Annotated in this window: 25 protein-coding genes and 2 tRNA genes; 8 read left to right on the forward strand and 19 right to left on the reverse strand. The window is 64.4% G+C overall.

Features of this window, described 5'->3' with window-relative positions; genetic code table 11:
• The first annotated feature begins 520 nt into the window (after positions 1-520).
• On the forward strand, positions 521-811 hold the full coding sequence (ihfB, locus tag FHS48_RS02215; protein WP_184260839.1) for an integration host factor subunit beta: 291 nt from the start codon (positions 521-523) through the stop codon (positions 809-811).
• Positions 812-820: 9 nt separating this feature from the next.
• Entirely contained in the window at positions 821-1,201 is a 381-nt protein-coding gene (locus tag FHS48_RS02220) for a lipopolysaccharide assembly protein LapA domain-containing protein (protein ID WP_184260841.1), read from the forward strand.
• Positions 1,202-1,250: 49 nt separating this feature from the next.
• On the opposite strand, the gene gcvA is transcribed toward FHS48_RS02220, so the two are convergent.
• Positions 1,251-2,147 carry a transcriptional regulator GcvA gene (gene gcvA / locus FHS48_RS02225; protein WP_184260843.1) on the reverse strand — a complete coding sequence of 299 codons (897 nt, stop codon included), beginning with the start codon at positions 2,145-2,147 and terminating at the stop codon, positions 1,251-1,253.
• A 152-nt stretch (positions 2,148-2,299) separates the two neighbouring features.
• On the opposite strand from gcvA, the gene FHS48_RS02230 reads away from it, so the two are divergent.
• Together FHS48_RS02230 and FHS48_RS02235 are read left to right on the forward strand one after the other, a co-directional pair.
• Entirely contained in the window at positions 2,300-3,250 is a 951-nt protein-coding gene (locus FHS48_RS02230; RefSeq protein ID WP_184260846.1) for a DMT family transporter, read from the forward strand.
• A 284-nt stretch (positions 3,251-3,534) separates the two neighbouring features.
• Positions 3,535-5,889: a methyl-accepting chemotaxis protein gene (locus tag FHS48_RS02235; protein WP_184260849.1), complete on the forward strand. Its 2,355-nt coding sequence runs from the start codon at positions 3,535-3,537 to the stop codon at positions 5,887-5,889.
• A 142-nt stretch (positions 5,890-6,031) separates the two neighbouring features.
• Here the strand turns inward: FHS48_RS02235 and FHS48_RS02240 are convergent, their stop codons facing one another.
• From FHS48_RS02240 to FHS48_RS02285, 10 genes are all read right to left on the reverse strand, one after another.
• The gene (locus tag FHS48_RS02240) at positions 6,032-6,484 is read right to left on the reverse strand and encodes a PaaI family thioesterase (protein WP_184260852.1); all 453 of its coding nucleotides are present in this window, start codon (positions 6,482-6,484) and stop codon (positions 6,032-6,034) included.
• A 134-nt stretch (positions 6,485-6,618) separates the two neighbouring features.
• The gene (gene ptsN, locus FHS48_RS02245; RefSeq protein WP_184260855.1) at positions 6,619-7,080 is read right to left on the reverse strand and encodes a PTS IIA-like nitrogen regulatory protein PtsN; all 462 of its coding nucleotides are present in this window, start codon (positions 7,078-7,080) and stop codon (positions 6,619-6,621) included.
• A 408-nt stretch (positions 7,081-7,488) separates the two neighbouring features.
• Entirely contained in the window at positions 7,489-9,024 is a 1,536-nt protein-coding gene (gene rpoN, locus FHS48_RS02250; protein ID WP_184260858.1) for an RNA polymerase factor sigma-54, read from the reverse strand.
• Positions 9,025-9,163: 139 nt separating this feature from the next.
• Positions 9,164-9,919: an LPS export ABC transporter ATP-binding protein gene (gene lptB, locus FHS48_RS02255; protein WP_184260861.1), complete on the reverse strand. Its 756-nt coding sequence runs from the start codon at positions 9,917-9,919 to the stop codon at positions 9,164-9,166.
• Between the two features lie 174 nt (positions 9,920-10,093).
• A complete protein-coding gene (locus tag FHS48_RS02260) occupies positions 10,094-10,939 on the reverse strand; it encodes an LptA/OstA family protein (protein WP_184260865.1) in 846 nt (281 codons plus the stop codon).
• Positions 10,940-11,010: 71 nt separating this feature from the next.
• Positions 11,011-11,697 (reverse strand): LPS export ABC transporter periplasmic protein LptC, encoded by a 687-nt coding sequence (gene lptC, locus FHS48_RS02265; RefSeq protein ID WP_184260868.1) that lies wholly within the window; start codon positions 11,695-11,697, stop codon positions 11,011-11,013.
• Positions 11,694-12,680 carry a KpsF/GutQ family sugar-phosphate isomerase gene (locus FHS48_RS02270; RefSeq protein WP_184260871.1) on the reverse strand — a complete coding sequence of 329 codons (987 nt, stop codon included), beginning with the start codon at positions 12,678-12,680 and terminating at the stop codon, positions 11,694-11,696. Before FHS48_RS02270 ends, lptC begins: the two co-directional genes overlap by 4 nt.
• Positions 12,681-12,817: 137 nt before the next feature.
• Positions 12,818-13,435, reverse strand: coding sequence for a ribonuclease D (locus tag FHS48_RS02275; protein WP_184260874.1), 618 nt, complete (start codon positions 13,433-13,435; stop codon positions 12,818-12,820).
• A 279-nt stretch (positions 13,436-13,714) separates the two neighbouring features.
• Positions 13,715-13,801, reverse strand: a tRNA-Leu gene (locus tag FHS48_RS02280).
• 62 nt (positions 13,802-13,863) lie between these two features.
• A tRNA-Leu gene (locus tag FHS48_RS02285) sits at positions 13,864-13,950 on the reverse strand.
• A gap of 453 nt (positions 13,951-14,403) precedes the next feature.
• On the opposite strand from FHS48_RS02285, the gene FHS48_RS02290 reads away from it, so the two are divergent.
• Entirely contained in the window at positions 14,404-15,423 is a 1,020-nt protein-coding gene (locus tag FHS48_RS02290) for a complex I NDUFA9 subunit family protein (protein WP_184260877.1), read from the forward strand.
• A gap of 141 nt (positions 15,424-15,564) precedes the next feature.
• The gene (gene dapB, locus FHS48_RS02295; RefSeq protein WP_184260880.1) at positions 15,565-16,365 is read left to right on the forward strand and encodes a 4-hydroxy-tetrahydrodipicolinate reductase; all 801 of its coding nucleotides are present in this window, start codon (positions 15,565-15,567) and stop codon (positions 16,363-16,365) included.
• Here the strand turns inward: dapB and FHS48_RS02300 are convergent.
• Together FHS48_RS02300 and FHS48_RS02305 are read right to left on the reverse strand one after the other, a co-directional pair.
• Complete coding sequence (locus FHS48_RS02300; RefSeq protein WP_184260883.1) at positions 16,336-17,721, reverse strand: adenylate/guanylate cyclase domain-containing protein; 1,386 nt, start codon at positions 17,719-17,721, stop codon at positions 16,336-16,338. The two genes, dapB and FHS48_RS02300, sit on opposite strands and share 30 nt — an antisense overlap.
• 97 nt (positions 17,722-17,818) lie before the next feature.
• Positions 17,819-18,766, reverse strand: a complete 948-nt coding sequence (locus FHS48_RS02305; RefSeq protein WP_221443313.1) for a methylated-DNA--[protein]-cysteine S-methyltransferase — start codon at positions 18,764-18,766, stop codon at positions 17,819-17,821.
• Between the two features lie 162 nt (positions 18,767-18,928).
• Here FHS48_RS02305 and nth point away from each other — a divergent pair, with 162 nt between their 5' ends.
• Positions 18,929-19,618 carry an endonuclease III gene (gene nth, locus FHS48_RS02310; RefSeq protein WP_184260886.1) on the forward strand — a complete coding sequence of 230 codons (690 nt, stop codon included), beginning with the start codon at positions 18,929-18,931 and terminating at the stop codon, positions 19,616-19,618.
• Between the two features lie 16 nt (positions 19,619-19,634).
• Here nth and FHS48_RS02315 read toward each other — a convergent pair whose 3' ends face one another.
• On the reverse strand, positions 19,635-20,480 hold the full coding sequence (locus FHS48_RS02315) for a DMT family transporter (protein WP_184260889.1): 846 nt from the start codon (positions 20,478-20,480) through the stop codon (positions 19,635-19,637).
• 172 nt (positions 20,481-20,652) lie between these two features.
• Between FHS48_RS02315 and FHS48_RS02320 the strand changes: the two genes are divergently transcribed.
• Positions 20,653-20,982 carry a YbjQ family protein gene (locus FHS48_RS02320; protein WP_460926097.1) on the forward strand — a complete coding sequence of 110 codons (330 nt, stop codon included), beginning with the start codon at positions 20,653-20,655 and terminating at the stop codon, positions 20,980-20,982.
• Positions 20,983-21,061: 79 nt separating this feature from the next.
• On the opposite strand, the gene FHS48_RS02325 is transcribed toward FHS48_RS02320, so the two are convergent.
• The 5 genes from FHS48_RS02325 to FHS48_RS02345 all read right to left on the reverse strand — a co-directional run bounded on the left by FHS48_RS02325 (position 21,062) and on the right by FHS48_RS02345 (position 25,619).
• Entirely contained in the window at positions 21,062-22,090 is a 1,029-nt protein-coding gene (locus tag FHS48_RS02325; RefSeq protein WP_184260892.1) for a glucosaminidase domain-containing protein, read from the reverse strand.
• 620 nt (positions 22,091-22,710) lie between these two features.
• Complete coding sequence (locus FHS48_RS02330; RefSeq protein WP_184260895.1) at positions 22,711-23,259, reverse strand: NifU family protein; 549 nt, start codon at positions 23,257-23,259, stop codon at positions 22,711-22,713.
• A gap of 118 nt (positions 23,260-23,377) precedes the next feature.
• Positions 23,378-23,860, reverse strand: coding sequence for a universal stress protein (locus FHS48_RS02335; protein ID WP_260402288.1), 483 nt, complete (start codon positions 23,858-23,860; stop codon positions 23,378-23,380).
• A 53-nt stretch (positions 23,861-23,913) separates the two neighbouring features.
• Complete coding sequence (locus FHS48_RS02340; protein WP_184261377.1) at positions 23,914-24,690, reverse strand: TIGR02186 family protein; 777 nt, start codon at positions 24,688-24,690, stop codon at positions 23,914-23,916.
• Positions 24,690-25,619 (reverse strand): sulfite exporter TauE/SafE family protein, encoded by a 930-nt coding sequence (locus FHS48_RS02345; protein ID WP_184260900.1) that lies wholly within the window; start codon positions 25,617-25,619, stop codon positions 24,690-24,692. The genes FHS48_RS02340 and FHS48_RS02345 overlap by 1 nt, the downstream gene beginning before the upstream one ends.
• Positions 25,620-25,639 lie beyond the last annotated feature (20 nt).

The following is a 25,639-nucleotide window of genomic DNA, read 5'->3' on the forward strand; positions in this document are numbered from 1 at the left end:
GCCCTCCGGCTTTCCCGGCGGATTTCCCCGCCGGTCTGTGATGAAAGGTGCCCCCGTCTTTGGCGGGGGCACTTTTCTTTTTGACAAAAACCTTTGAAACAAAGCACTTATACTTGACGGTCCGGTCCGGCTTTGGCACCCTTTGGCTAGGTCTTTCAGGGTATGACTGACATAAGGTGTTCTGCCCGCCTTTCCTGCGGCCCCGGACCCTGTGCGTTGAAGCCTGCGGACCCTGTTTTAGCCTTCTGCCTGTCGACACGCTAACCGCTTGAACACCGCCCTGACTGGTGACACTCCGCCCGATGCTGTTCTGTCGGATCCGGGGAAACATCAGAAACCGGGCGCAGCATATTCTGTGTGGATGGTCTTTACGGCCCCGGGGCCACAACCCGGAGAGACGCCCGGATCACTCTGCACCGCTTGAGCAGAACAGGCCCGTCTCCGGGACACCTGAGCAGACATCCGGACTGGCCCTGTTTTACCCGCAACCCCGTTACCTGCCTTCAGGGGGGATCGCTGAATGACCAAATCAGAACTGATTGCGCGTCTGGCTGAACGGAACCCGCACCTTTACCAGCGGGATATTGAACGCATCGTTTCGACCATTTTTGACGAGATCTCCTCAGCTCTCGCCCGGGGTGACCGGGTCGAACTGCGGGGGTTCGGCGCCTTCTCGGTCAAGCGGCGGGAAGCCCGGCTGGGCCGCAATCCGCGCACCGGGGAATCGGTGGACGTGTCGGAAAAGGCGGTGCCGTACTTCAAGACCGGCAAGCAGCTGCGCGACATGCTGAACACCGACGGCGACGAATAAGCGCCCGGCATGTTGACCCGCCTTCTGCGCCGCCTGCTGTTCTGGCTGATCGGGGTCCCGTTCGGACTGGCCCTGACCCTGTTTGCCGTTGCCAACCGGCAACCGGTTGATGTCGGCCTCTGGCCCCTCCCCTGGACCCTCCAGCTGCCGCTGTACGTTCAGGTTCTTGGCGGGGTTGGGGTCGGGCTGATCGCCGGTGTCTGCCTGAGCTGGATCGGCAGCGCCGGATTGCGGGCCAGAGCAAGGGCCTCCCGCCGCCGCACCCGGGAACTGGAACGGGAGGTGACACGCCTGCGCCTGCACCAGCAGGACGCCACCCCCGCCGAGGCACCGGCCCTGCCCCGCCCTGCTGCGGAGCAGGCATCGCTGCTGCCGGGTATGATCTCCTGATCCATCCACCCCCTGGAAGGAAGCAGGGTTCAGCAAGCGGCGGACCGCATCAGCGGACCGCCGAGACCGTGACTTCCTCTTTCAGCCAGCCGAGCAAAGCCCGGATGGCCGGTGTTTCCTCCTGACCCGGCGGGCACAGAAACCACACCGCATTCAGGTAGGGCACCCGCAGGCCAAGATCCCGGAACGGCTCCACCAGACGCCCGGCAACCAGATCGTCGGCGATCATCACACTGCGCCCCAGCATGATGCCACGGCCATCAATGGCGGCCTGTACCGCCATGCTGCTGTCCAGAAAGGTCGGTCCGGCCCCGATGGCCCGCTGCGGCAGCCCGGCTGCCGTCAGCCAGTCCGCCCACGAGACCCCTTCATCCCGGATCACCGGCACCTGCTTCAGATCAGCCGGTCCGGTGATCTGTGCTGCCAGCGAGGGGGCACAGACGGGAAAAACCTCCTCCCGCAACAGCAGTTCGCTGAAATGACCGGGATAGGGCCCGCGCCCCTGCCGGATTGCACAATGGACCGCCGTCGGGCCGACCCCCAGCCGCATCGCCTCATAACTGGTATGCAGCCGCAGGGTCAGGGAGGGATGCCGGTCAATAAACCGCCCCAGACGGGGCATCAGCCACTTATGGGCCAGAGAGGGCGGCAGCGACAGGGTCAGATCGTGATAGCTGGCCTCCGGCCGCAGGCGCAGCGTTGCCTCCCGCACAATCTCCAACGCATCGCGGACACTGCGGGCATAATCCTGCCCGGCATCGGTCAGCCACAGCCGCCGGTTCAGGCGGCGGAACAGCGGCACCCCCAGCGCCTCCTCCAGCCCTTTCATCTGCTGGCTGACCGCAGCCTGCGTAATGTTCAGTTCTTCCGCCGCCCGGGTAAACGACAGATGGCGGGCCGCCACCTCAAACGTCCGCAGGGCATTCAGCGGGGGTAAATCAGCCATGACAACGGTTCCCCGGGGGAAAGAGGCAGGGGTAAAGCCCCCCGTCCTGCATAAGTTTCCCTAATGATTTGCCCCATAATATGTGGTTTGTCAGCCTCCTGAGAAGCCCGGATAGTCATCACAGTGCTCTTTCCACTCAGGACTCCCCCGTTATGTCTCAGGCCAGCGCCCCTTCGACCGCCGCCCCCCAGCCACTCACCGGCACCACCACATCGGGCTCGGGCAATCTTGGCCTCTACACCGCCGTTGTCGCCATCTGGGGAACCAGCTGGATCGGCCTGAAACTACAGGTCGGTGCGGGGGTTGAGGTTCTGGCCTCCGTTTCCTACCGCTTTGGTCTGGCGGCTCTGCTACTGTTCGGCTGGTGTCTGCTGCGCGGTCATTCCCTGCGCTTCAACCGGGTCCAGCATCTGCGCATGGTGGCGCAGGGTTTCCTGATGTTCACCCTCAATTACTTCCTGTTTTATTCTGCCGCCCTCTATCTGACCAGCGGCCTGCTGGCTGTGGCTTCCTCCACCGTCATCCTGTTCAACCTTGTCCTGGGCGTGCTGTTCCTTGGCCAAAGACTGGATGCCCGACTGGTGGCGGGGGTGCTGATGGGCCTGTGCGGGATCGCCGCCGTCTTCTGGCCGGAAGTCAGCCATTTCTCGCTGTCCGACACCGGCACCAAGGGCGTGCTGCTGGCCCTTGGCGGTACGGTCTGCGTTGCCTTCAGCCTGACCCTGTCCGCCTTTAACCAGAAGTCAGGCCTGCCGGTGCTCCAGACCAATGCCTATGCCATGGCCTATGGCACTGCCCTGACCGTCCTGCTGGGGGCGGCCACCGGAACACCGTTCTCCTTCGCACTGACCCCGGAGTATGTCGGCAGCCTGCTGTACCTGTCGCTGGTCGCCTCTATTCTCGCTTTTGGTGCCTATCTGACTCTGGTCGGGCGGATCGGTCCGGCCCGGGCCTCCTACGCCTCGGTCCTCTATCCGATCATTGCCCTCGGTCTCTCCACCGTCTTTGAAGGGTATCAGTGGACGCCCCCGGCCGTTCTTGGTCTGATTTTAGTGCTGATCGGCAATATTCTGGTGCTTCAGAGAAAAGCATCTGTACGCTGACACTCCGCCTGTTTTCTGCCCTCTCCCGCGAATTCGGCCCGGCATCACTGCCGGGCCGTTGCGTATTGCAAATCTGCGTCTTTCCAAGTCCTGCCCCAGAGGGTATTATCAAACGTGGGAGAAGGGCCTGTCAGGCGGCTGCACACGCCGGGTCCTTCGGGCACACACATCAGAGTCCGCCACCGACACCAGCCACGGGCAGGTTGCTATCGGAAGACAGCGGACAGAGACGCAGCAACCGCATCACAAAAAGGCGGGCGCGCAGCACATACGGGGGCGCTGCTATGACAAAGACCGGGATCGCCACGGATACCACTCACGGACGGATGCACAAGATCGGGGTCGGGCTGAAGAACCGCCTGACCGTTCTCATCGGCATTCTGATGATCACCGCCTGTATCGCCACCGGGATTTCCCTGGTGCTGGAGGCCTCGGCCTCCCTGCGCCAGAATGCCGCGCAGGCGGTCTCCGATGCCAGCGCACAGGAAGCCAGCCACGTCAGCGCCTTCGTGGACGGTGCCATGCAACGGGCGATCCAGCTCGCCAATTTCATCACGTTTCAGGCGGAACTGGGCAGCATCGACCGCGCGCAGATCATGCACCACACCCTGCGGGTGCTGGCAGACGAGCCCGGCCTGTTCGCCACCTGGATTCTGGCCCCGGTCGGGTCCCTTGATGACCGCGATGCCGAATTTGCCGGGAAACCCGCCTATGATCTGGAGGGGGCCTTTGTCCCTTTCTACACCCGCAAGGACGGACAGGCACAAGAAGCCTTCACCGAGCCAACCGCAACCAACGACTGGGACAGCGATTTCTACAAACTGCCCGCCACCACCGGCAAGCGGACCGTGGTCGCCCCTTATGTTGACCCCTACGTCAACATCATGATGACCTCGGTGACTGTGCCGGTAAAGCTGGGTGCCCGACCGACTGCCGTTATCGGCATTGATATTGCCTTGGCCCAGATTCAGGAACGCCTGGAAAAGGTGCGGATTTTCAAGTCCGGCCGCATCTTCCTGCTCGACAGTGCCGGGACCTACGTCAGCCACTGGGATCACGACCGTCTTGGCAAGCCCGCCACCGCTGAACAGGTTCCCACCGCGATCCTTGATGCCGCCAAGGCCGGGCAGACCCTGAACCTGCCGTGGCCGGACGGCTTCACCGACACCATGTTTCAGGTGGTGCCGGTCCGCTTTTCGCTGAGCGGGGAAACCTGGTCTCTGGTGGCCGAAGTCCCCCGGACAGAAGCGGAAGCCAGCATTTTCGCCATGAAGCAGGCCGGTGTGCTGACCGGTGTGATCGCCATTACGCTGGGGCTGATCGGTGCGTGGCTGCTGGCGGGGACCATTTCCCGCCCGATTGTCGCTGTCACCAAGGCTCTGGTCTCCCTCGCCCGGGGCGAAACAGACATTGTGCTCCCCAAGGCCAGCAGCCGGGACGAAATCGGCCAGATGGCCGCCGCCCTCGTCGGCCTACAGGTTTCCGTCAGCGATGCCTTCCGCCTGAAGCAGATGGTCGAGACCCAGCCGACCAGTGTGCTGCTGTGTACGCAGGACGGGCAGATCACCTACGTCAACGGTGCTGCCGAAGCCTTCCTGAACAGCCTCGGAGAGTATCTCAGCTGCCCGGCCGCAACCCTGACCGGACAGCCGCTGTCGGTGTTCAGCGGCATTGGCTCCACCCTGATGGACATGGTGCGGGCCTCCACCGAAACGGCGCAGCGTCAACGCCTGCCCCTCGGCCCGGCCATGCTGGACCTGCACGCCACCGCGATCCGGTCGGATACCGGCAGCCTGATCGGCGTCATGGTCAACTGGTATGACGTTACCCGCAGCGTTTCGCTGGCCGATGAATTTGAGAGCAAGGTCCGCAACATTGCCAGCTCGGTGACCGAAGCGGCGGAACAGGTTCAGTCCGCCGCCGCGGCGATGACCGAAACCGCAGAAAACATGCGGTCGCGCAGCGCCATTGTCGCCAGCACCGCTGAAGAGGCCGGCAGCAACGTCAGTGCCGTCGCGCAGGCCGGGGAACAGCTGACCGTCTCCATTGACGAGATCACCCGCAGCGTCGCTGACGCCGCCACCATGACCCAACAGGCGGTGTCAGAGGCCGGTCAGGCCAAGGCCACCATCCAGAGCCTGAATGCCGCCGCCCGCAACATCGGGGAAGTGGTTGAGCTGATCACCAATATCGCCAACCAGACCAACCTGCTGGCCCTGAATGCGACGGTTGAGGCCGCCCGCGCCGGGGAACTGGGCAAGGGCTTTGCGGTGGTCGCCAACGAGGTGAAGGCACTGGCCAGCCAGACCTCCAAAGCCACCGACGAAATCGCCCGGCAGATCAGCGATGTGCAGAAAGCCACCGGACAGGTGGTGTCGGTGACGGAACAGATCGGCTCAATCATTGGCCATATCGACCACATCTCGCAGACGATTGCCGCAGCGGTTGAAGAACAGGGCGTCACCACCCGCGAGATCAGCCGTAACGTGCAGGAAGCCGCCTCCGGCACCCGGATGGTCAGCGCCAACATCGCCGATGTTGCCCGCGATGCCGGAGAAACAGCCCTGTCGGCGGATGCCGTGCACGGAACGTCTACCATCCTGCGGCCGGGAGGCCCGGGAACTGGACAAGGCGGTTGAGGTCTTCCTTGGTCAGATGCGGGCCCTGTAACCTTTCAGACAGCCCCTTACAGAAGCATCCCCCGGGCCGTGACCCGGGGGATTTTTCATGCCCGCGACGGACGGCAGGGAATCTCTCCCCGCTGGCCTTACGCGTCAGGCGTTATCGGGCAACCCGGTGGGCGGCCAGCGGCATGATGGTCTGCTGGGCAATGGCGCACAGTGTCCGCCGCCCGGCCCGTTCCCCATAAATGTCCACCCGGGTGATGATCAGGCTACGCCCGTTTTTGATCACGCTGCCTTCGGCCACCAGCGCATCCCCTTCGCCCGGGGCGATGATGTTCAGCTTGTATTCGACGGTCAGAACCTCCGTCCCTTCCGCAACCAGCGAGGCCGCCGCAAACCCCCCGGCATTGTCTGCCAGTGTCCCGATCACCCCGCCATGGAAAAAGCCATGCTGCTGGCTTAACTCAGCCCGGAACGGCAACCGGATCCGGCAGGCTCCTGCCGGAGCATCTTCCAGAACAGCACCGATCAGGCTCATGAACCCCTGTCTGGCAAAACTGGCGGCCACACTGGCCCGCCACGCCGGATTCTTTGGTTCGAAATCGGACATATTGCCCTCCCACTCTTTCCGTTAACGTAAACGGTAAGGCAGGGCGGTGGCGGGTGCAAACGGAAAGACCCCAACAGCAAAAACGCCGGACCTGATGATCCGGCGTTCTGTATGACAATCGCACTGAAAAAGCCTCAGGCAGCCTGCGCTTCGCTGGCGGCCAGCAGCGCATACAGCGCATCGGCGGTGCTGGTGGCCCGCAGCTTTTCACACATGCTGCGGTCGCGCAGCAGGCGCGACACCCGGGCCAAGGCCTTCAGGTGATCCGCCCCGGCAGACTCCGGCGCCAGCAGCAGGAAAATCAGGTCAACCGGCTGCTCGTCGATCGCCTCAAAGTCAATCGGCCGCTCCAGACGGGCAAACACCCCGAACAGGCGCGGCAGGGCCGCCAGCTTACCGTGGGGGATCGCAATGCCATTGCCAACCCCGGTGGTCCCCAGACGCTCCCGGTCCAGCAGCACGTCGAAAACAGCCCGTTCGTTCAGTCCGGTGATCTGTGCCGCGTGTCGGGCCAGCTCCTGAAGGGCCTGCTTCTTCGACGTCGCTTTCAGATTCGGAATGACGTTTTCTGGACTGACCAGCGTGGTGATATCCATTCCAAGCCCTCTTCGGCTTCTTGTCCGGCCCCCCGGGCAATCCGGAACCGGCATTCGTAAGGCGACAGACCCCGCAAGCCCACGAACAGGCCCCGGCCTCTGCCAGATCAACCGGACCACAGCGGACCCCTGCCCGCATGCTTCCGGCGGTGCGGCAGATGCGGCCCCTGCGGGTATCGCGACCTGCTGCATACACGTGAGTCCGATGATCACGTGGTCCCCTGTCTTTACATGATCATTGGGCTGTCCTCTTGGCGGATCCCTTCCCCCCGGTTCCGCGACCCCGGATGTCGGGCGTTCCCGGCAGGCCACCCTACAGCGTTCCGCAGGCAGGTCCTCACAAAGCGCGGGACCTTACGGGGGAAGCCATCGGCGGTCAACCGGAATACAGTCGGGCCTGACCGAATTTTACCGCGTTTTGAGCAAACCCTTTACCGATTTTTCGCGCCGCCGCTGCACCGAGGACGGAATTTTCATCCCTTCCCGATACTTGGCGACTGTCCGTCGGGCAATCTCGATCCCTTCCGTCCGCAGGATCTCCACCAGCGTATCGTCGGAGAGAATCGCGTCCGGACTCTCCGCATCAATCAGGGCCTTGATACGGTGGCGGACCGCCTCCGCCGAATGGGCATCGCCGCCATCGGCGGCGTTGATCGCCTGCGTGAAGAAATATTTCAGCTCGAACACCCCCCGGGGGGTGGCGATATACTTGTTGCTGGTCACCCGGCTGACCGTGCTTTCATGCAGGTCCACGGCCTCGGCAATATCCCGCAGGATCAGCGGGCGCAGCCCGCCGACCCCGATTTCCAGAAACCGGTTCTGCTGACGGATGATTTCCGTCGACACTTTCAGGATAGTATTGGCCCGCTGATCCAGCGCCTTGACCAGCCAGCTGGCGGTCTGGAACGTTTCGGTGATGAAGCTTTTGTCCTCGCGGGAGGCCGCCCGGCTGACCCGGGCATAATAACGGTTGTTCAACAGCACGCGGGGCAGGGTGTCGGGATTCAGCTCAATGATCCACGCCCCGTCCAGTCCATCTCCCCCAGGGCCGGGCCGGACCAGCACATCCGGCACCACCGGCTCCGCCGGGCCGCCACCGAACCGCACCGCCGGTTTCGGATCCAGCGCCCGGATCTCGCCGATCATGTCCTGCATATCGTCCACATCCACCCGGCACAGGCGCATCAGGCTGGTGTAATCGCGGCGGGCCAGCAGATCCAGATGATCGAGCAGGCACTGTATCGCCGGATCCAGCCGGTTGCGGTCCGCCAGCTGTAAGGCCAGACATTCCTTCAGCGAGCGCGCGAACAGCCCGGACGGGTCAAATTTCTGCACCCGTGCCAGCACCGCTTCCACATGCGCCCGGGTGGTGCCAAGGCCATCAGCGATCTCCTCAAGATCCGCCACCAGCCAGCCGGCATCATCAAGGGAATCGATCAGGGCCATCCCGACCATGCGATCCGCCGGGCTGGAGATATCCAGCTCCAGCTGTTCGATCAGATGATCGCGCAGGCTGACCGACTGGGCCAGCGTCTCATCGAACGCCCGTTCATCACCGGAGAAATCAGACCGTCCGCCGCTGCCCGCACTGTCCCAGCTGCCCAGACTGGTATCCGGGTCATAGGAGGGGCCTTCGTAAGGGCTGCCTTCATCGTAGGAGTTGTCGATTTCCACATCCAGCGGCGCATCGGCCCCCCGTCCGGGGTCCTGATCCACCACGACCCCGGTATCAGCATCCCGGCGCTGCTCGGCCGGGACCCGGTCCTCGAAGCTTTCGGCCGGACGCTCGTCCCGCTCCAACATCGGGTTGCGTTCCAGTTCCTGCTCGACAAAAGCGGTCAGTTCCAGATTCGACAGCTGCAACAGCTTAATGGCCTGCTGCAACTGCGGTGTCATCACCAGCGTCTGCGCCTGCCGTAGATCAAGCCTTGGTTGCAGTGCCATTCCGTCCTCTCCGCGCTGTCAGTGATGGTACACCGGCAGCGGCTTAAAGCATCGTGCGCAAAAGTGGCCTCCGGCTTTGCGCAAAAGCGATGCGACAAAACATGCCTGACCGCCCCATACCGGCCACAGGCGTGACGCCCTACAGACTGAAACGGTCGCCGAGATACACCCGGCGGACTCCTTCATCCGCAACGATATCCGCCGGAGTTCCTTCCTTCATCACCGTTCCTTCATACAGGATGTAGGCCCGGTCGATGATATCCAGCGTCTCCCGCACGTTATGATCGGTGATCAGCACCCCGAGTCCCCGGTCTTTCAGGTGGGCCACCAGATCACGGATTTCCCCCACCGCAATCGGGTCAATCCCGGCCAGCGGTTCATCCAGCAGAATAAAATGCGGGCTGGAGGCCAGCGCCCGGGCAATTTCCACCCGGCGGCGCTCCCCCCCCGACAGCGACAGGGCCGAGGCCCGCCGCAGGTGCGAGACGGAAAACTCCGACAGCAGCTCTTCCAGCATGGTTTCCCGCCGCTCCAGGTCGCTTTCGCAGACCTCCAGAATCGTGCGGATATTGTCTTCGACCGTCATACCCCGGAAAATCGAGGCTTCCTGCGGCAGATAGCCGACCCCGAGCCGGGCCCGCCGGTACATCGGCAGGGCGGTGATATCCTCGCCATCCAGTTCGATATTCCCGGAGTCCGGGGTAATCAGGCCGGTAACGCAGTAAAAACAGGTGGTTTTACCCGCCCCATTGGGGCCCAGCAGCCCGACGGCCTCGCCCCGGCGCACGTACAGGGACACATCACGCAGCACCGGGCGCCGTTTGTAACGCTTGCCGATGTTACGAATATACAGCCCGGTTTCCTGTTCGGCAGCAGTGGCGACACCTGTGGTCACGATCCGTCTTCATCCCCAACCCTGACCGGCACCGCCCGCTCCCGTCAGGGATGGCAGGGCACCACAGTCTGCATTCTTCGTCGGCCCGGCAGTCTCCGGTCCGCTGTTGTTTATCCGCGTCCGCCAGCACCGGCCCCGGCCCGAACCCCGGGGAACCCACTGCCCCGGGCAGCCTTACGGCGCTTTCGGGGCAGCCGCTGCGGGCTTGCCTTTGTCTTTCTCCTGCGGCACCAGATAGGCGCGGGCCCGGGTCCCGTCCCCACCGCCGCCGTACAGGGTCGACAGACCGCTGTTCATGTTCACAACCGCGCGGTTGCCGGTCAGCACATTCTGATCACGGGTGATTGTAACCGATCCGGTCAGGGTGGCGATACCCGTTTTGGCATCATAATTGCCTTGCGAACCCCGTGCCGTTTCCTTGGCCGTCACAATCACCACCTCCCCGACGCCTTCAACCCGGCGCAGATCGGTCTTGCCGTTCAGCTCTTCCATATAGGCGATCAGGGTTTCCGCCGTCAGGGTCTTATCGGCTTTTTTCACGCTGGCCCCGCCATAGGCCACCGCCTTCTGGGCCTTGGTGTCGTATTCGATGCGGTCCTTGGCCACCACGGTCTCGGTGCGGGTCACCAGAGAAACCGGGCTGCCGTCGCCATACAGAACCAGCATACCGGTGGCAACGGTATAAACCGCCCGGCGGCCGCTGGCCTGCTCCGAGGCAGAGGAAATGGTCACGCCACCGCTGGCTTCCAGCACCTCGATATCCGTCGCGCTGCCATCGGTATCCCGGTAGTGGGCGACCAGCATCGGGGCCCGGACCGTCACCCCGCCGCGGATCGCTTGCGCGTTCCCCCGGGCGATGAACTGCTTCTTCGGCTGCTGCCATTCGATCCCGTCATCCGCCAGAACCTCAATCGGCCCACCGCCGCCCCGGCCAAGATCCAGCCCCTGCGCCAGAACGGCGCCCGGCACAGTAACGAGTGCAGCCCACAGGCTGACAGCAGCAACGGTGATGCGGCGCATGCGCCCTCCCCTGATCCCGGAACGGTTTCCCCAGCCATGACGGCTGCACCGCAGTGTACAGAAAGCCGTCTTCATTTTCCCGAGGCTTTCTTCGGTTGGGTGGCGGAGGCGGGCTTCTCCTCCACCTTTTTCGGCTCCACCTTTTTGGGTGAAGAGGCCGCAGAAGACCCCAGAAGACGGCTTTTTCCGGTCACCGCCACCACTTTCCCGGCCTCGGTGATCCGCAGCCCCTGCCCGGACAGTTCTCCGCGCGGACCCCGCCCGGTCACCGGCTCAGGTCCGGTCACCTCACTTTTGGCCATGTCAACCAGCAGGCGGGTCGTATGCATTTCGTATCCCGCATCATGGAAAACGTTAACTGTTCCGCTCAGTTCCAACACCTGCGAGGCCTGATCATACAGGCCCTCGTCCGCTTCCAGCAGCACCCATGCCCCGGAGCGCAGGGTGATATCGGCCCGGGGCCGGGTCAGGCGGACCTTATGGGATCCCGGCTCGGTCTCCTTGGCCATTTCCGCCGTCACCGTATACGGCTGATTGGATCCGTCCGTGCCATGATAGCGGGCGTCGAGCATGGTCTGGGTCTGCTGCTGCGGAGCAGCAAGGCGGGCAAAGGTCAGCGGCGAGGACTTATCCGGCCCCGCGTTCAGCTGCGGCCAGACCACCACCAGCGACAGCAGCACCACCGCCAGCGTCGGCAGCGCCACCTTCAGGGTGGCGACAAGACGGGAATACGGCGATGCCCCCCCGCGCCGCATCATGCAACGCCAGCCCGCAGCAGGTCATGCACATGCAGGAAGCCGACCGGACGCCCCTCATCGACCACGAACAGGCCGGTGACCTTGCCGTCGTTCATCAGGCGCAGGGCCTCGGCCGCCACCATCATCGGCGGCACATGCTTGGGCGCGCGGGTCATGATATCGGCCGCCCGGCTGCGCACCAGATTGTCGTTCATATGGCGACGCAGATCACCGTCGGTGATCACCCCGACCAGCAACCCGGCCTCATCCACCACCCCGGTGCAGCCGAAGCTTTTACCGGTCATCACCATCAGCGCTTCCGACATCGGGGTATCAGGCTGGCACAGCGGCAGGGAGTCCGGGCCGTGCATCAGGTCGGCCACCCGTTGCAGCTTCTTGCCCAGCTTTCCACCCGGATGAAAAACCTTGAAATCCTGCGCTGAAAACCCGATCCGCTCCAGCAGAGCCACGGCGAGGGCATCCCCCAGCGCCAGCGTCAGGGTCGTCGAAGTGGTCGGGGCCAGACCATTCGGGCAGGCCTCGGTGAAGCCCGGCAGGATCAGCGCACAGTCGGCGGACTGGGCCAGCGTGCTGCCGCCCCGGCTGGTGATGGCAATCAACGGAATCGAAAACCGGCGACAATAGGCGATAATGTCCGCGAGTTCCGGCGTTTCCCCGGAATTCGACAGGGCAATCACCGCATCATCGCGGGTGATCATCCCCAGATCCCCATGGCTGGCTTCCGCCGGATGCACAAAGAACGACGGCGTCCCGGTTGAGGCCAGCGTCGCGGCGATCTTGCAGCCGATATGCCCGCTCTTGCCCATGCCCGAGACGATCACCCGGCCGGAAATGGCCGCCAGAATCGCCACGGCCCGGGCGAACTCGCCATTCAGGCCGTCCCGCAGGGCCACCAGCCCGTCAATCTCAACCGACAGGGTCCGCCGGGCCGATGCCAGATCACGGTCAGCCGGGGTTTGCGCGGAAACGTCTGGGGAAGTCACGGATCACTCTTTCCTGTTACGGCGTCCTGTTGCAGCCCGGATCCACCGGGGGCACAGCCCCCGCCGGGCCTGACCGATATGGGTCGGGCCGGAACCGGGATCAAGCAAAACCCTGTTCCCGGTCCGGGCTCCCCGGATCAGTGCGCGAAAATGTCGATGTCTTCCCAGTCGAGAAGATCGAGGGCGGTGCGGGTCGGCAGGAAGCGGAAACAGGCCTGCGCGATCTCGGTCCGGCCTTCCCGGGCCAGCAGGGCATCCAGCCGGTCCTTCAGGGCGTGCAGGTACAGCACGTCCGACGCCGCATAGGTCAGCTGCTGCGGGGTCAGGTCGCCGTCCGTCCCCCAGTCAGAGGTCTGCTGTTCCTTGCTCAGCTCCACCCCCAGCAGGTCGGAACACAGATACTTCAGGCCGTGGCGGTCGGTGTTGGTCCGCGTCAGCTTCGACGCGATCTTGGTGCAGTAGACCGGGGCGCAGGTGATGCCCAGATACTTGCTGACCATCGCCACATCAAAGCGGGCAAAGTGGAAAATCTTCAGCAGGGACGGATCGGCCAGCACCTTCTTCAGGTTCGGGCAGTCATACCCCAGCGCCCCACCGACCTGCACCACATGCGCCACCCCGTCGCCGCCGGACAGCTGCACAACGCACAGACGGTCACGGACCAGCGACAGCCCCATGGTTTCGCTGTCAACGGCCACCGCGCCGGTAAAGGTCACGTCGGCAGGCAGGTCGCCCTTATGATAATGAACGGTCATCCGGGAGAACTCCACATAATCGGGTCCCATAATCAGGATCACAGGCGGGCGGGAACACAGGCCGGCCCCGATACAATTCCGGCGCGGAGTATGGCGCGAACGCCGCGCTGACAAAACTGAAAACAGCGCGGAACGGGCAACAGACTCACCGGAAAACGGGACGGTGGGCCATCCGCCGAGGCCTGAAAACAAAAAATCCGCTTGATCGGTCCCCGCTGCCTTCCGGCATGCACGAAAACTGATCAAACGGACTTTCCGGTCTGGCCGAAACCAGAGGAATGGTGCCCAGGAGAAGACTCGAACTTCCACGACCTTTCGGCCACAGGTACCTGAAACCTGCGCGTCTACCAATTCCGCCACCTGGGCAAGGGGCCAACACGGCCAGCCACAGGGTTAACCCACTTTCAGACAATCTCTCTGCGAGAGATTGGTGCCCAGGAGAAGACTCGAACTTCCACGACCTTTCGGCCACAGGTACCTGAAACCTGCGCGTCTACCAATTCCGCCACCTGGGCAAGGGGCCAACACCTGCACCGGACTGCTTTCTGTCGCTTTTCAGATCCTGCGGTTTCCCGCTTTTTCCGTTTTGCGTCAGCGCCGTTTCCGGAACGCCGTGTCTTGGTGGAGGCGGTTTTTAGAGGGATAACCCATCCCCGTCAACACCTTTTTTCAAAATCTTTCATTTTTCCTGTCCCCCTCCCCGGAGGCCCCGGCGGAGCCTCCGGGAACAGCCCTTGCCATAAAACGCCGCCCGCCCTGTATTCTGTCGCCAGCCACGCGTGCAGCCTGTTGCGTCAGATCCCCGGATGTGACAGGTTGCGCCATTCCATGCCCGGACATCAAAATCCGAGACTCAATTATCCTGTCTGAACACCCTGCCCCGGTCAGCAATGCCTGAAGGAGCAGCGGCCGGATCAGGAAGGCCGGAAGCGGGTGCGGGAACGAGAGCAGAGGGAGTGTTAGGAACTATGGCCGAACGTCTTGTCACGGTCTTTGGCGGGTCCGGCTTCGTCGGTCGCCATCTGGTCAGAAAGCTGGTCGAACAGGGCTGGCGTGTGCGCGTAGCCGTCCGCGATGCCGAAGGGGCCAAGTTTCTGAAGCCGCTGGGCGATCTGGGGCAGGTGTCCTGCGTCACCGCCAATGTCACCCATCAGGAGTCCATCCGCCGCGCCGTCGCCGGGGCCGAGGTGGTGATCAATCTGGTCGGCATCCTCTACGAACGCGGCCGCCGCACTTTCAAGGCGATCCATACCGACGCCGCCGCCGCGATTGCCCGCGCCGCCCGCGAGGCCGGGGCCAGCCAGTTCATTCAGATGAGTGCCCTTGGCGCCGCCAAGGACAGCCCGTCCGCCTATGCCCGCAGCAAGGCCGAAGGGGAAGAGCAGGTCCGCGCCGCCTTCCCCGGGGCCACCATCTTCCGCCCGTCGGTGATTTTCGGGACCGAAGACGGGTTCTATAACCTGTTCGGGGCCATGGCCCGCGCCTTCCCGGTGCTGCCGTACTTCACCACCGATGCCCCGGCCCTGCGCAAGGGGGCCAACGGCCTGCCGGAAATCGACTTCTACGGCCGTGGCGGCATGAAGCTGCAACCGGTCTATGTCGGCGATGTCACCAGCGCCATGGTTGCCACCCTGACCGACGCCGGTCTGCGTGGCAAAACCTACGAACTCGGCGGCCCGCAGGTCTATTCCATGCGGGAAGTGCTGCAACAGGTGTCGTTCGAGACCCGCCGCAACCGCTGCGTCGTGCCGGTGCCGATGATCGTTGCCAAGATTCAGGCGCTGGTTCTCCAGTTCCTGCCGGTGCCGCCGCTGACCCCGGACATGGTCCGCCAGATGGAACGGGACAACGTTGTCACCGGAACCCTGCCGGGTCTGGAAGCCTTCGGGATTGTGCCGGAACACACCTCGGCCCACCTGCCGGCCTATCTGGAGCGGTTCCGTCCGCTGCACCGCCAGATCCGCCGCATGGGCAACAAACATACCTGATCCGGGCCGGTGCCACCGCACCGGGACGGATCTTCTGATTGCAGGCTCCGCCCACCCGGGCGGGGCCTGTTTCGCACTCCGGGGGTGTCCCCGCGTGTTCCGCCGGGGCCGATGGCCCGTACTGTTCAGGAGTCCTTGAGCATGAAGATCGCTGTCATGGGATGTGCCGGCCGGATGGGCCGGATGCTGGTTCAGGAAATTCACGCCGCAGACGGCTGCACGCTGGCCGGGGGCACCGAACCGGCGGGATCGCCGTTCCTTGGGTCTGACCCGGCCCTGCTGGCCGGTCTGCCCGCCTCCGGGCTGAGCATCACCGAGGATGTCGCCGCCGTGTTTGCCGCCGCCGACGCGGTGATTGATTTCACCTCGCCCGCCGCCACCGTTGCCCACGCCCGGCTGGCGGCGGAAACAGGCACCGCGCTGGTGGTCGGCACCACCGGCCTGTCGGCGGACCAGACCGCCGCTATCACCGCCGCCGCCGCCTCGACCGTCATCATGATGGCCCCGAACATGAGCGTCGGCGTCAACCTGCTGTTCGCCCTGACCCAGCAGGTGGCGGCCACGCTGGGCATCGACTACGACATCGAAATCGTCGAGATGCACCACCGCCACAAGGTTGATGCCCCGTCGGGCACCGCCCTCGGACTGGGCCGGGCTGCCGCCAGGGGGCGCGGCGTGGATCTGGATGCCGTCAAGGAAACCGTCCGCGACGGCGTCACCGGCCCGCGTGAGGCCGGGAAGATCGGCTTTGCCACCCTGCGCGGCGGCGATGTGGTCGGCGACCACACCGTGATCTTCGCCGCCGATGGCGAGCGGGTGGAGCTGACCCACAAGGCCAGCAACCGTGGCGTCTTCGCCAAGGGGGCTGTCCGTGCCGCCCGCTGGACCGATGGCCGCAGCCCCGGACTGTATTCAATGATGGATGTTCTCGGCCTGAACTGAGACCGGCCAGTCCGCCTGTGCCTCCGCCGCCGGATCAACCCGCCAGCGGCGGACCCGCACCGGTTCGCTCCGGCCCCGGACCATCTGTTCCTCCGGCGGGCTGAACCCTGCCGGATGCCCGGCCCGGGCCACGGTCGGGCTGTCGGTGACAACTTCCCCCGCCGCCCCGAGGCCACACAGGCGGGCGGTGACATTGACGCTGTCGCCGATCACCGTGAAATCCCGGCGATGGGCCGGACCGATCGCCCCGGCAATGACGTAGCCGTCATGGATCCCGATCCGGATCGCCCTCGGCAGCTCCGGCCGGGCGGCCAGAACCTGAAGAACAGACTGCGCGCAGGCAATGGCCCGCTCTGCCCGGTCAGCCCCTTCAAACACCGCCAGAACGGCATCACCGATCATTTTATCGACATCGCCGCCGAAGCGCTGGATTTCCTCCACCTGCACGGTCATCAGGGCATTGAGGAACCCGACCACCTCCTGCGGCGGATGACTTTCCGAATAGCCGGTGAAATCGACCACGTCGGAATAAAACAGGGTCGCATCCATCACCCGGGAGATCACCGCATCATCCCCGGCTTTTTCCACCGCGCCCAGCGCATGGGAAGACACCAGCGTCTCCAGACGCCGCTTTAGCGCTGTCAGGGTGCCGGTCCGGCTGTCGATCTCCTGCTGGGCCTGCCCGACCAGCCGCGACAGCAGCACCACCAGCCCCAGCAACAGCAGCGCCGGAGGCAGGGCGGCGGCGGCAACCGTCCGCAGCAGCAGCGGATTGACGTAATCCGCCGCCTCGAACAGCTCCATCACCACCTGTGTCCGGCCGTCGGCATCGGTGATGGCGATATAGGAATCGTAAACGTCGGTTTTGCCATCCTCCCCGTCAAAGGAGATCCTGGCGTCCCCGGTCAGGCTGACCTCCCGCAGGATATCGTTGACCTCAAAGGTCCCGACATCCTCCGGAGAATAGCTGAACAGAACCTGCCCATGACGGTCGAACAGCTTCAGGCGCCCCAACCGTTCCTCCCCCAGAAACGACACCAGCACCGCCTGTAAGCGGGCCACCACCGCCGGATCGATGCTGCCCCGGCGCGGGTCATGGCTGATCACCGCAGCCCAGGCCTGAGGGTCGTCCTGCTGGATCCGGCTGACGACCATCTGCGCATATTGCTTGGCGGCCTGTAAGTAGAGATCGGAGGTCAGGCGCAACGTGGTCCAGGCCACCATCCCGGACAGCACCGCCACCGCCACCAGCAGCAGGGGCAGAATGTGCCGCCGGAACTGCCGCTGGAGTGGAAACGGCTGCTCGCCGCTGCTGCCGTCTTCCGGCCGCGCCTGATCCCTATACGCCCGCAACATCACCGGTCTCCCTGCCACAACCGAATCGATCCACCCAGCGTAGAGTGTTTTCGGCGGACGTTCATACCGGTTTTGCGACCGAAAACGGCCCCACCCCTCACGATAAGAACGGTTTTTCCGGGAATCCGGCGTCATTCTGACCGGAAAGCCGGGCACTTTCCCAGCCGAGGATGGCATGGCGGCGGTCGCGGCCCCAGCGGTAGGCGCGGAAAGCCCCGCTGGACTGCAACACCCGGTGGCAGGGAATGACGTAGCCGATGCGGTTTCCGGCCAACGCTGACCCTACCGCCCGCGAAGCCCCCGGATGCCCGATCGCCGCCGCCACCGCGCCGTAGGACGTCCGCGTTCCGGCCGGGATCCGCAGCAGCGCCGCCCAGACCGCCACCTGAAACGGGGATCCTTTCACCAGCACCGCTAAAGGTTCCAACGGGGACTGCGGGATAAACGGCACCCGGAACAGCCGCTCCGGCACCCCCTGCACCGCACCGTCATCGCGGATCAGCTCCGCCGCCGGCCAGTCCGCCCGGATCTGCTGCCACAGCCGGTCCAGATCGTCAGCCCCCTCCAGAAATTCCAGCGCACACAGGCCACGGGGCGTCATCGCCGCCAGAGCCGGACCGAAAGGGGTTGGAATCAAACCGGCGCGGATCACCAGCCCGGCCCCGCCGGAAGCAATATCCCCCGGAGTCGCCGCCGTCAGGCTGACGCACAGATCGTGCAGCCGACCGGGGCCGGACAGGCCGACATCCAGCGCCGTTTCCAGCACCGGTGTCGCCTGCCGCAGCAGAGTACGGGCATGGTCCAACGTCAGCCAGCTGACAAAGCGCTTGGGGCTGACCCCGGCCCAGCGGGTGAACAGCCGCTGGAAATGAAACGGTGACAGGCCAACCGCCGCCGCCGCCTCGTCCAGCGACGGCTGCTCGAACCGCCGGGCCTCCAGCCAATGAATGGCCCGGGCAATGCGCTGATAATCCCGGCAGTCCTGCCACAGGTCAGAGGTCTCCCCGTCTGCCGGGTCAGTCTGTGGCATCAGCGGTACGGTCATCAACGCCTCCTGTCTGGAACGGGGCCCCGGCATCGGGATCCCCTTGACTGTGCCGCCTGTCAGCCCTGCGGCCCACCCGCTTCTTGCTTCCGCTGGCCGGGGCAGACGGGCTATGCTGCCGGATTATCCCCTTGCCTCTGCCCCGAGTCCCAGACCTGCCCCATGACCACAGCCCCGAAGACCACTGCCCCCCGCAAGCGCGCCCCCCGCCAGTCTGCCCTGACAGCGGCGGAGATCGAACGGTTTTTCGCCGCCCTACAGGCCGAGACCCCGGAACCGAAGGGGGAGCTGGACTATGTGAACCCCTATACGCTGCTGGTGGCGGTGGTGCTGTCGGCACAGGCCACCGATAAAGGGGTCAACCGCGCCACCGGCCCGCTGTTCAAGGTCGCCGACACCCCGGAAAAAATGGTGGCACTGGGGGAGGAGAAAGTCCGCGAGGCCATCAAGACCATCGGCCTGTTCAACACCAAGGCCAAAAACGTCATCGCCCTGTCGCGGCAGCTGATTGATCATTACGGCAGCGAGGTTCCCCAGCGCCGGGACGCTCTGGAGACCCTGCCCGGCGTCGGCCGGAAAACCGCCAATGTGGTGCTGAACATCGCCTTCGGGCAGCCGACCATCGCCGTCGATACCCATCTGTTCCGGGTGTCCAACCGCAGCGGTCTGGCCCCGGGAAAAACCCCTCTGGCGGTGGAAACCAAGCTGGAAAAACTGGTGCCGCTGCCCTACCGCCTGCATGCCCACCACTGGCTGATCCTGCATGGACGCTATGTGTGCATCGCCCGCAAACCGCGCTGCCCGGTCTGTGTGGTGCGGGATGTCTGCAAATATCCCGATAAGCCCCTCTGAGACCGGAGCCGGCCTGTCAGGCCAGCCGCAGCAGGGCGGCCCCGGTACAGATCAGGCCACCGGCAAGAATCCGGCGCGGGCCGGTGCGCTCCTTCAACAGCAGCGCTGCCAGCAGCAGGGCAAAGACAATCGAGGTTTCCCGCAGCGCCGCCACCACCGCCAGCGGCGCGACGGTCATCGCCCACAGCGCCAGACCATAGGACACCAGCGTCCCTCCGCCGCCGATCAGCGGCAGGGCCGGAGACCGCCGCAGGGCCTGCCACAGGGCCTGCCGCCGGACACACAGGGCCCAGCCGACCATCGGCACCCCGGTCAGCAGAGACAGCCACAGGGTATAGGCCGCCGCCGATCCGGACAGGCGGACCCCGGTGCCATCCACCAGCGTATAGGCGGCAATCACCCCTGCCGTCAGCAGGGCGAGCGCCACGCCCGCCCCCTGCCGGGATCCCCCGCCCCGCACCGGCCCCCACGCCAGAGACAGAACCCCGGCACAGACCACACCGATCCCCAGCCAGCCGGATCCCGACAGCGTCTCCCCGGTCCACACCACTCCGGTCACCGCCACCAGCAGCGGCGCGGTCCCGCGCATCAGCGGATAGGTCCGCCCCATGTCGGCAATCCGGTAGGTCTGGGCCAGCAGGGTGAAATACAGCACCTGCAACCCCACCGAGACCGCCAGCCACGGCCAGCTGTCCGGGTGCGGCAGCGGCAGGAAGGGCAGAAAACAGGCGGACAGGGCCGCAGCCCCGCCGGTGACCAGCACGGCGGAGAGCATCTTGTCCCCGCCGCCCTTCAGCAGGGTATTCCACAGGGCATGCAGGGCCGCGGCAAACAGGACGACGGCAAAAACAGACAAAGACATCAGGAAAGGCCCCGGCCAGACGATCTCCCTGCTTACACCGCATGACAGATTTATGACAAACCGGGATTTTCAGGATTGTCCCGCCTCAGCCCCGGACTCCGCAGTCCGCAAGGTGTCGCTGGACTTTACCGGGCGCTGAGGGACAATGACCGCTCACCGACAGGAGCGCGATATGTCTATGCTGATGACCACCACCCCGACCGTCGAAGGCCGTCCGGTCCGCCAGTACCTTGGCGTCGTGACCTCGGAAGCCGTGATGGGCACCAATCTGTTCAGCGACTTTTTTGCCTCGGTCCGCGATATCGTCGGCGGCCGTTCCGGCAGTTACGAACAGATCCTGCGCGATGCCAAGTCCGAGGCCATGGCCGAACTGGCCGAGCAGGCCGGTCAGCTGGGGGCCGATGCCATCGTCGGCATCAGCCTCAGCCATCAGGTGATCGGCGGCGACAAGAAGACCATGCTGGTGGTGCTGGCCAGCGGCACCGCCGTCCGGCTGGGCTGATTGCCCGGCCCGCAAAACCAGAAGCCCCGGCCGGGATACCGGCACGGGGCGTTCTGATTCTGACGGTATAAACCGGCCCTTACTGGGTGGTGGTTGTCAGGGTCTGCGGCAGGCTGGCCACCTCAATCGGCTTATCGGACAGCTGGGCCCGGTCAAGGGTTGCCAGATCGTTGCTGCGGATCAGCCCGGTCAGGGTCTCCACATAGGCCTGCCCGCGTTCGGAGTAAGCCAGCAGGGTCCCGGCCAGCGTCAGCCCGTCGGGGTCCTGCCCCTTCTTGCGCAGCTGGGCCCGGACGGCCCGGAAGTCGTTATAGGCCTGATGGGTGTTCAGGTTGGTGACATAGGCCCGCACCGCATCGCCGATGGTCGGGAACGACTTCAGGCGGACCATGGTGCCATCGCCCCGGTTATAGGCCTTGATCGCCGCCGGATCGCCGTCCAGCGCCGAATGGCCGAACAGGGAATTATGATGACGGGCCACCTGCGAGGTCCCCCAGCCGCTTTCCTCGGCGGCCTGCGCCAGCACCAGAGACGCCGGAACACTATCCATCCGCCGTTCCAGCTGCCGCAGATCTGCCCGCTTCAGCCCGTATTCCCGGGCCTTGACATCCAGCCAGCGCTGGTCGGTATCCGGCAGGCGGTGCCCGGCCTTCGACCGCTGGATAATCCCGCTCAGCCGGTCCCGGTCGAGCTGGATTTCCTCATTCACCTTCAGGACAACCGGCAGCAGGGTCCGCAGGAACAGATCCTTGCGCTGATCGGCATCGCCGACCTGCTTCAGGTCGCGCGGCAGGCTGTTCAGATACACCCGCGGGACCGCCGCGCCTTCGGAGCGGACAAGATCGAGACCGTAAGACAGCCGGTCATACAGGCGGTCCGTCGCCCGCGCATCAAGACGCTGCGACGGGGTCAGGGCCTGCGGGCCGGTGACCGGCAGGGCAACACGTTCAATATGCTGGCGGGCCGGATCGGGGATCAGACCCAGCATCCGGGCAATCGGGGCCGACGGCACCGAGGCTTCGGTCATGGCCGGGACCACACCGCTCACTCCGGCGGTCTGGCCGGGGGCCAGCATTTCAGTAAAAGCAGCAGCGTACAAACCGGACACGCACGCACAGACCATGCCTAAAGAGGCAACATCAAAAATGCGGTAGCGGCGCCGGAAAGAGGGCTCCTGATGCATCTTTCTCTCCTCACCAGGGGTCTGCGGCGTATGTCCTGATCATGCTCCATGTACTGAAGCCGCCGACCCAATAGCCTTAAACGGGGGCGAACCACTCAACCCGTCGTCGTTCTGGCCGTCGTGAACTGGTGGAGCCCTTTGGCATCGGGCAGGGCTCCGTCGGGACACTGTCTGTCGCACATCTGTGGCGAAAGAAAGACAGTCGGTCCCGGCTGGCGGGGGTCATCTCAACCCCCTATTCGATGGGCCCGCGTAAAGATCGGCGAAGCGCATCGACACTGCGTACTTATAAGCGGCAGACCAATCGGTCAACCCTTTCGCAGGCGGCCAATCGGTATCTGAGAACCGTTCTGGAATTAGATCCTTGAAATTCCTGAAACCAGCCCTTGCTGAAACCCTGCATTTCCATGGCAGGTGTTGCCGATGGGTCACAAATATTAGGCCGGGAAACCATCGGTTCCCCGGCCTGAAAAGAAACTGTTCAGAAAATCGAATCAGTAGTGAAAGATCAGATTTTAGAGAAATCCAGCCCGTCGACTCGGGGCTTACTGCACTGCTTCCACCGCCTGCACTTCCGGGATGAAATGGCGCATCATATTTTCAATCCCGTGCTTCAGCGTCATCGTAGAACTCGGACATCCGGAGCAGGACCCGCGCATGTTCAGATACACCACGCCATCGCGGAAGCCCTTGAAAACGATGTCGCCGCCGTCGCGGGCCACCACCGGACGGACCCGGGCCTCGATGATTTCCTTGATCTGTTCGACGATCTCGGCATCTGCCGGATCAAACGATTCTTCCTCATCCCCGGCACTGACCGCCACTTCGCCGGACGTATAGTGCTCCATGATCGCGCCGAGGATCATCGGCTTCAGCACCGCCCAGTCGCGGTCATCGGCCTTGGTGACGGTGATGAAGTCAGACCCCAGAAACACCCCGGACACCCCGGACACATCAAACAGGCGCAGGGCCAGCGGCGAAGAGGCCGCATCCTCGGCGGCGCGGTAATCCACCGTCCCGCCGCTGATCACCTCGCGGCCGGGGATGAACTTCAGGCTGGCCGGATTCGGGGTCGGTTCAGTCTGGATAAACATGACGGCTCTCTCTGTTCTTTGGTCTGCGGGTCCATCGGGGCAGGGCCACGGGACAGCGCCGACGGCAACGGGGGAAGATACACGGTAAATGGGACTAATTTGGTCCGATTGCAAGAACTCAGCTGACGGCGTCGATCTCCCCGTCGCTCAGGCCCCCCGGTACAATGGTCAGCGGCAGGCGCAGACGGCTGGACAGCCGCCCGGTCAGGGCAGAGATCAACGGCCCCGGGCCATCGGGGCCGGTCCCCGCCGCCAGCACCAGCACGGTGATCGACGGTTCCTCATCCAGCAGGGCCATCAGTTCATCGGCAGCCTTGCCATCCCGCACGTAGAGCGCCGCCGTATGGCCGGAAATGTCATAGACCTCCCCCGCCAGAGCCGTCAGCCGTTCCTCCGCCGCCTGCCGGGCCTCCTCCTGCATCCGGCGGCCGACCCCGGCAAAGTGCTGGAACTCCGGCGGCGGCACCACATGCAGCAAGGCCACCTGCCCGCCGGTGTGCCGCGCCCGCTGGCAGGCATAGCGCAGGGCGGACCGCATTTCCTCGGTTTCATCCACCACGACCAGAAAGGTCCGCAGGATGGTATCGGAAGCCGCTGGCATGTCTGTCATCCTGATGTTTCCTTAAGCATTTCTCTGATGATCGGGCGGCGGCCTCAGCTGCGGCGGAACAGCGCCCCGGCGGTCCAGCCGGCGGCCACCGCCAGCAGAATCGCCCCGACGCCGTACCATGCCGCATGTTCGTGCGCAAAAAGGTACAGATCGGCCCCAAATCCGGCCTTACCGACAATCAAGGGGGTGATCTCGGCATTCACCACATCATTGTCGCGCACCAGATAGACTTCCACCAGATAGGTGCCGGTCGGGACATTGGACGGAAAATGCAGTTCCGACCGGAACAGCCGGTTGGCAAGCTGGGTGATGGCTCCCGGAGCATAGGAATACAGGCCCTGCTCTTCCTTCAGCCGGAACAGGGCGGATTTAAATTCCGCCTCGGTCTCGCCAAGGGTCAGGTCGCCGATCTCCAGATCCAGATGGGTCATGCCGATCTGGTGCCGGTCCAGCGTCGCCGGGCCGACCAGATCCTCCAGCGGCCGGGTGGAGGCAACATGATAGAAGGACGGGGCATTCTCCACCGTCACATAATCCTGATTAACCCACATCAGGCCGCCGACCTTGCCCTTGCGGCGGATGATCTGCTGCGTCACCGGCCCCCGCACCACCAGAATGATGTCGCCCGGGCCATCGGTGGCGCCGAACAGCAGCACATCAGAGCCGGAAAAGCCGGTGGTGATCGCCACCAGATGCTTTGACAGATCCGCCACCAGCGGCTGTTCCCGGGGGCCGGAGGCGGCATCCGCCGCCAGCGGCAGGGTTACCAGCCCCAACAGCAGCGCCAGAAGCAGCCGAGCAGGGCGCAGCCAGTCCGCCATCATCGCATCCCCCCGGCCAGCAGGTAGAGATCATCCGGGCGGGTGACCAGATCGAAAGCCATTTTCAGACAGACCCCCAGCACCAGCAGGGCCAGCAGCACCCGCAGCTGCTCCGCCTTCAGGCGGGACCCGAAGCGCGCCCCGTACTGCGCCCCGATCACCGCGCCGGGCAGCAGCAGCAGGGCCAGCACCACATCCACGGTCTGGTTGAAGGTTGATTGCAGGAAGGTGGTGTTGGCGGTGACGAAAATAATCTGGAACAGCGAGGTCCCGACCACCACCTGCGTCGGCATCCCCAGCAGATAGATCATCGCCGGAACCATCACAAAACCGCCGCCGACCCCCATGATCGCGGCCAGAATCCCCACTGCCATCCCCACCGCCAGCGGCAGCAGGGCGCTGATATACAGGCGGGATTTGCGGAACCGCATTTTCAGCGGCAGGCGGTGAATCCAGCTTTCATGGTGGTCAGGTCCCGGCGACGGACGGGACACCGGGACCGGTTTGCGGGACCGCCGCATCGCCGACAGGCTTTCCGTCAGCATCAGGCCGCCGACGGTGCCGAGAAACAGCACATAGCTGAGGGAAATCGCCAGATCGATCTGGCCAAGGCTGCGCAGGATCTTGAAGACCCAGGTCCCGAGACCCGATCCGACCAGCCCCCCGGCCATCAGCACCAGCCCCATCTTGACGTCAACGTTGCCACGCCGCCAGTGCGCCAGAACCCCGGAGACCGAGGAGGCCAGAAACTGGTTGGCCACGGTCGCCACCGCCACCGCCGGAGGAATGCCGATAAAGATCATCAGCGGTGTCAGCAGAAACCCGCCGCCAACCCCGAACAGGCCGGACAGGAAGCCGACCCCGCCCCCCATCGCCAGCAGCAGGAACAGGTTGACCGACATTTCGGCAATCGGCAGGTAAATCTGCATGCGCCCGGTTTCCTTCCTTG

Origin of the sequence: Novispirillum itersonii (assembly GCF_014205675.1) — a bacterium.
Lineage (GTDB): Bacteria > Pseudomonadota > Alphaproteobacteria > Rhodospirillales > Rhodospirillaceae > Novispirillum > Novispirillum itersonii_A.

Coding starts and splice junctions, on each gene's coding strand:
- ihfB (WP_184260839.1), top strand. CDS start 521: ATGACCAAATCAGAACTGATTGCGCGTCTGGCTGAACGGAACCCGCAC.
- FHS48_RS02220 (WP_184260841.1), top strand. CDS start 821: ATGTTGACCCGCCTTCTGCGCCGCCTGCTGTTCTGGCTGATCGGGGTC.
- gcvA (WP_184260843.1), bottom strand. CDS start 2,147: ATGGCTGATTTACCCCCGCTGAATGCCCTGCGGACGTTTGAGGTGGCG.
- FHS48_RS02230 (WP_184260846.1), top strand. CDS start 2,300: ATGTCTCAGGCCAGCGCCCCTTCGACCGCCGCCCCCCAGCCACTCACC.
- FHS48_RS02235 (WP_184260849.1), top strand. CDS start 3,535: ATGACAAAGACCGGGATCGCCACGGATACCACTCACGGACGGATGCAC.
- FHS48_RS02240 (WP_184260852.1), bottom strand. CDS start 6,484: ATGTCCGATTTCGAACCAAAGAATCCGGCGTGGCGGGCCAGTGTGGCC.
- ptsN (WP_184260855.1), bottom strand. CDS start 7,080: ATGGATATCACCACGCTGGTCAGTCCAGAAAACGTCATTCCGAATCTG.
- rpoN (WP_184260858.1), bottom strand. CDS start 9,024: ATGGCACTGCAACCAAGGCTTGATCTACGGCAGGCGCAGACGCTGGTG.
- FHS48_RS02260 (WP_184260865.1), bottom strand. CDS start 10,939: ATGCGCCGCATCACCGTTGCTGCTGTCAGCCTGTGGGCTGCACTCGTT.
- lptC (WP_184260868.1), bottom strand. CDS start 11,697: ATGATGCGGCGCGGGGGGGCATCGCCGTATTCCCGTCTTGTCGCCACC.
- FHS48_RS02275 (WP_184260874.1), bottom strand. CDS start 13,435: ATGACCGTTCATTATCATAAGGGCGACCTGCCTGCCGACGTGACCTTT.
- FHS48_RS02290 (WP_184260877.1), top strand. CDS start 14,404: ATGGCCGAACGTCTTGTCACGGTCTTTGGCGGGTCCGGCTTCGTCGGT.
- dapB (WP_184260880.1), top strand. CDS start 15,565: ATGAAGATCGCTGTCATGGGATGTGCCGGCCGGATGGGCCGGATGCTG.
- FHS48_RS02300 (WP_184260883.1), bottom strand. CDS start 17,721: ATGTTGCGGGCGTATAGGGATCAGGCGCGGCCGGAAGACGGCAGCAGC.
- FHS48_RS02305 (WP_221443313.1), bottom strand. CDS start 18,766: ATGACCGTACCGCTGATGCCACAGACTGACCCGGCAGACGGGGAGACC.
- nth (WP_184260886.1), top strand. CDS start 18,929: ATGACCACAGCCCCGAAGACCACTGCCCCCCGCAAGCGCGCCCCCCGC.
- FHS48_RS02315 (WP_184260889.1), bottom strand. CDS start 20,480: ATGTCTTTGTCTGTTTTTGCCGTCGTCCTGTTTGCCGCGGCCCTGCAT.
- FHS48_RS02320 (WP_460926097.1), top strand. CDS start 20,653: ATGTCTATGCTGATGACCACCACCCCGACCGTCGAAGGCCGTCCGGTC.
- FHS48_RS02330 (WP_184260895.1), bottom strand. CDS start 23,259: ATGTTTATCCAGACTGAACCGACCCCGAATCCGGCCAGCCTGAAGTTC.
- FHS48_RS02335 (WP_260402288.1), bottom strand. CDS start 23,860: ATGCCAGCGGCTTCCGATACCATCCTGCGGACCTTTCTGGTCGTGGTG.
- FHS48_RS02340 (WP_184261377.1), bottom strand. CDS start 24,690: ATGGCGGACTGGCTGCGCCCTGCTCGGCTGCTTCTGGCGCTGCTGTTG.
- FHS48_RS02345 (WP_184260900.1), bottom strand. CDS start 25,619: ATGCAGATTTACCTGCCGATTGCCGAAATGTCGGTCAACCTGTTCCTG.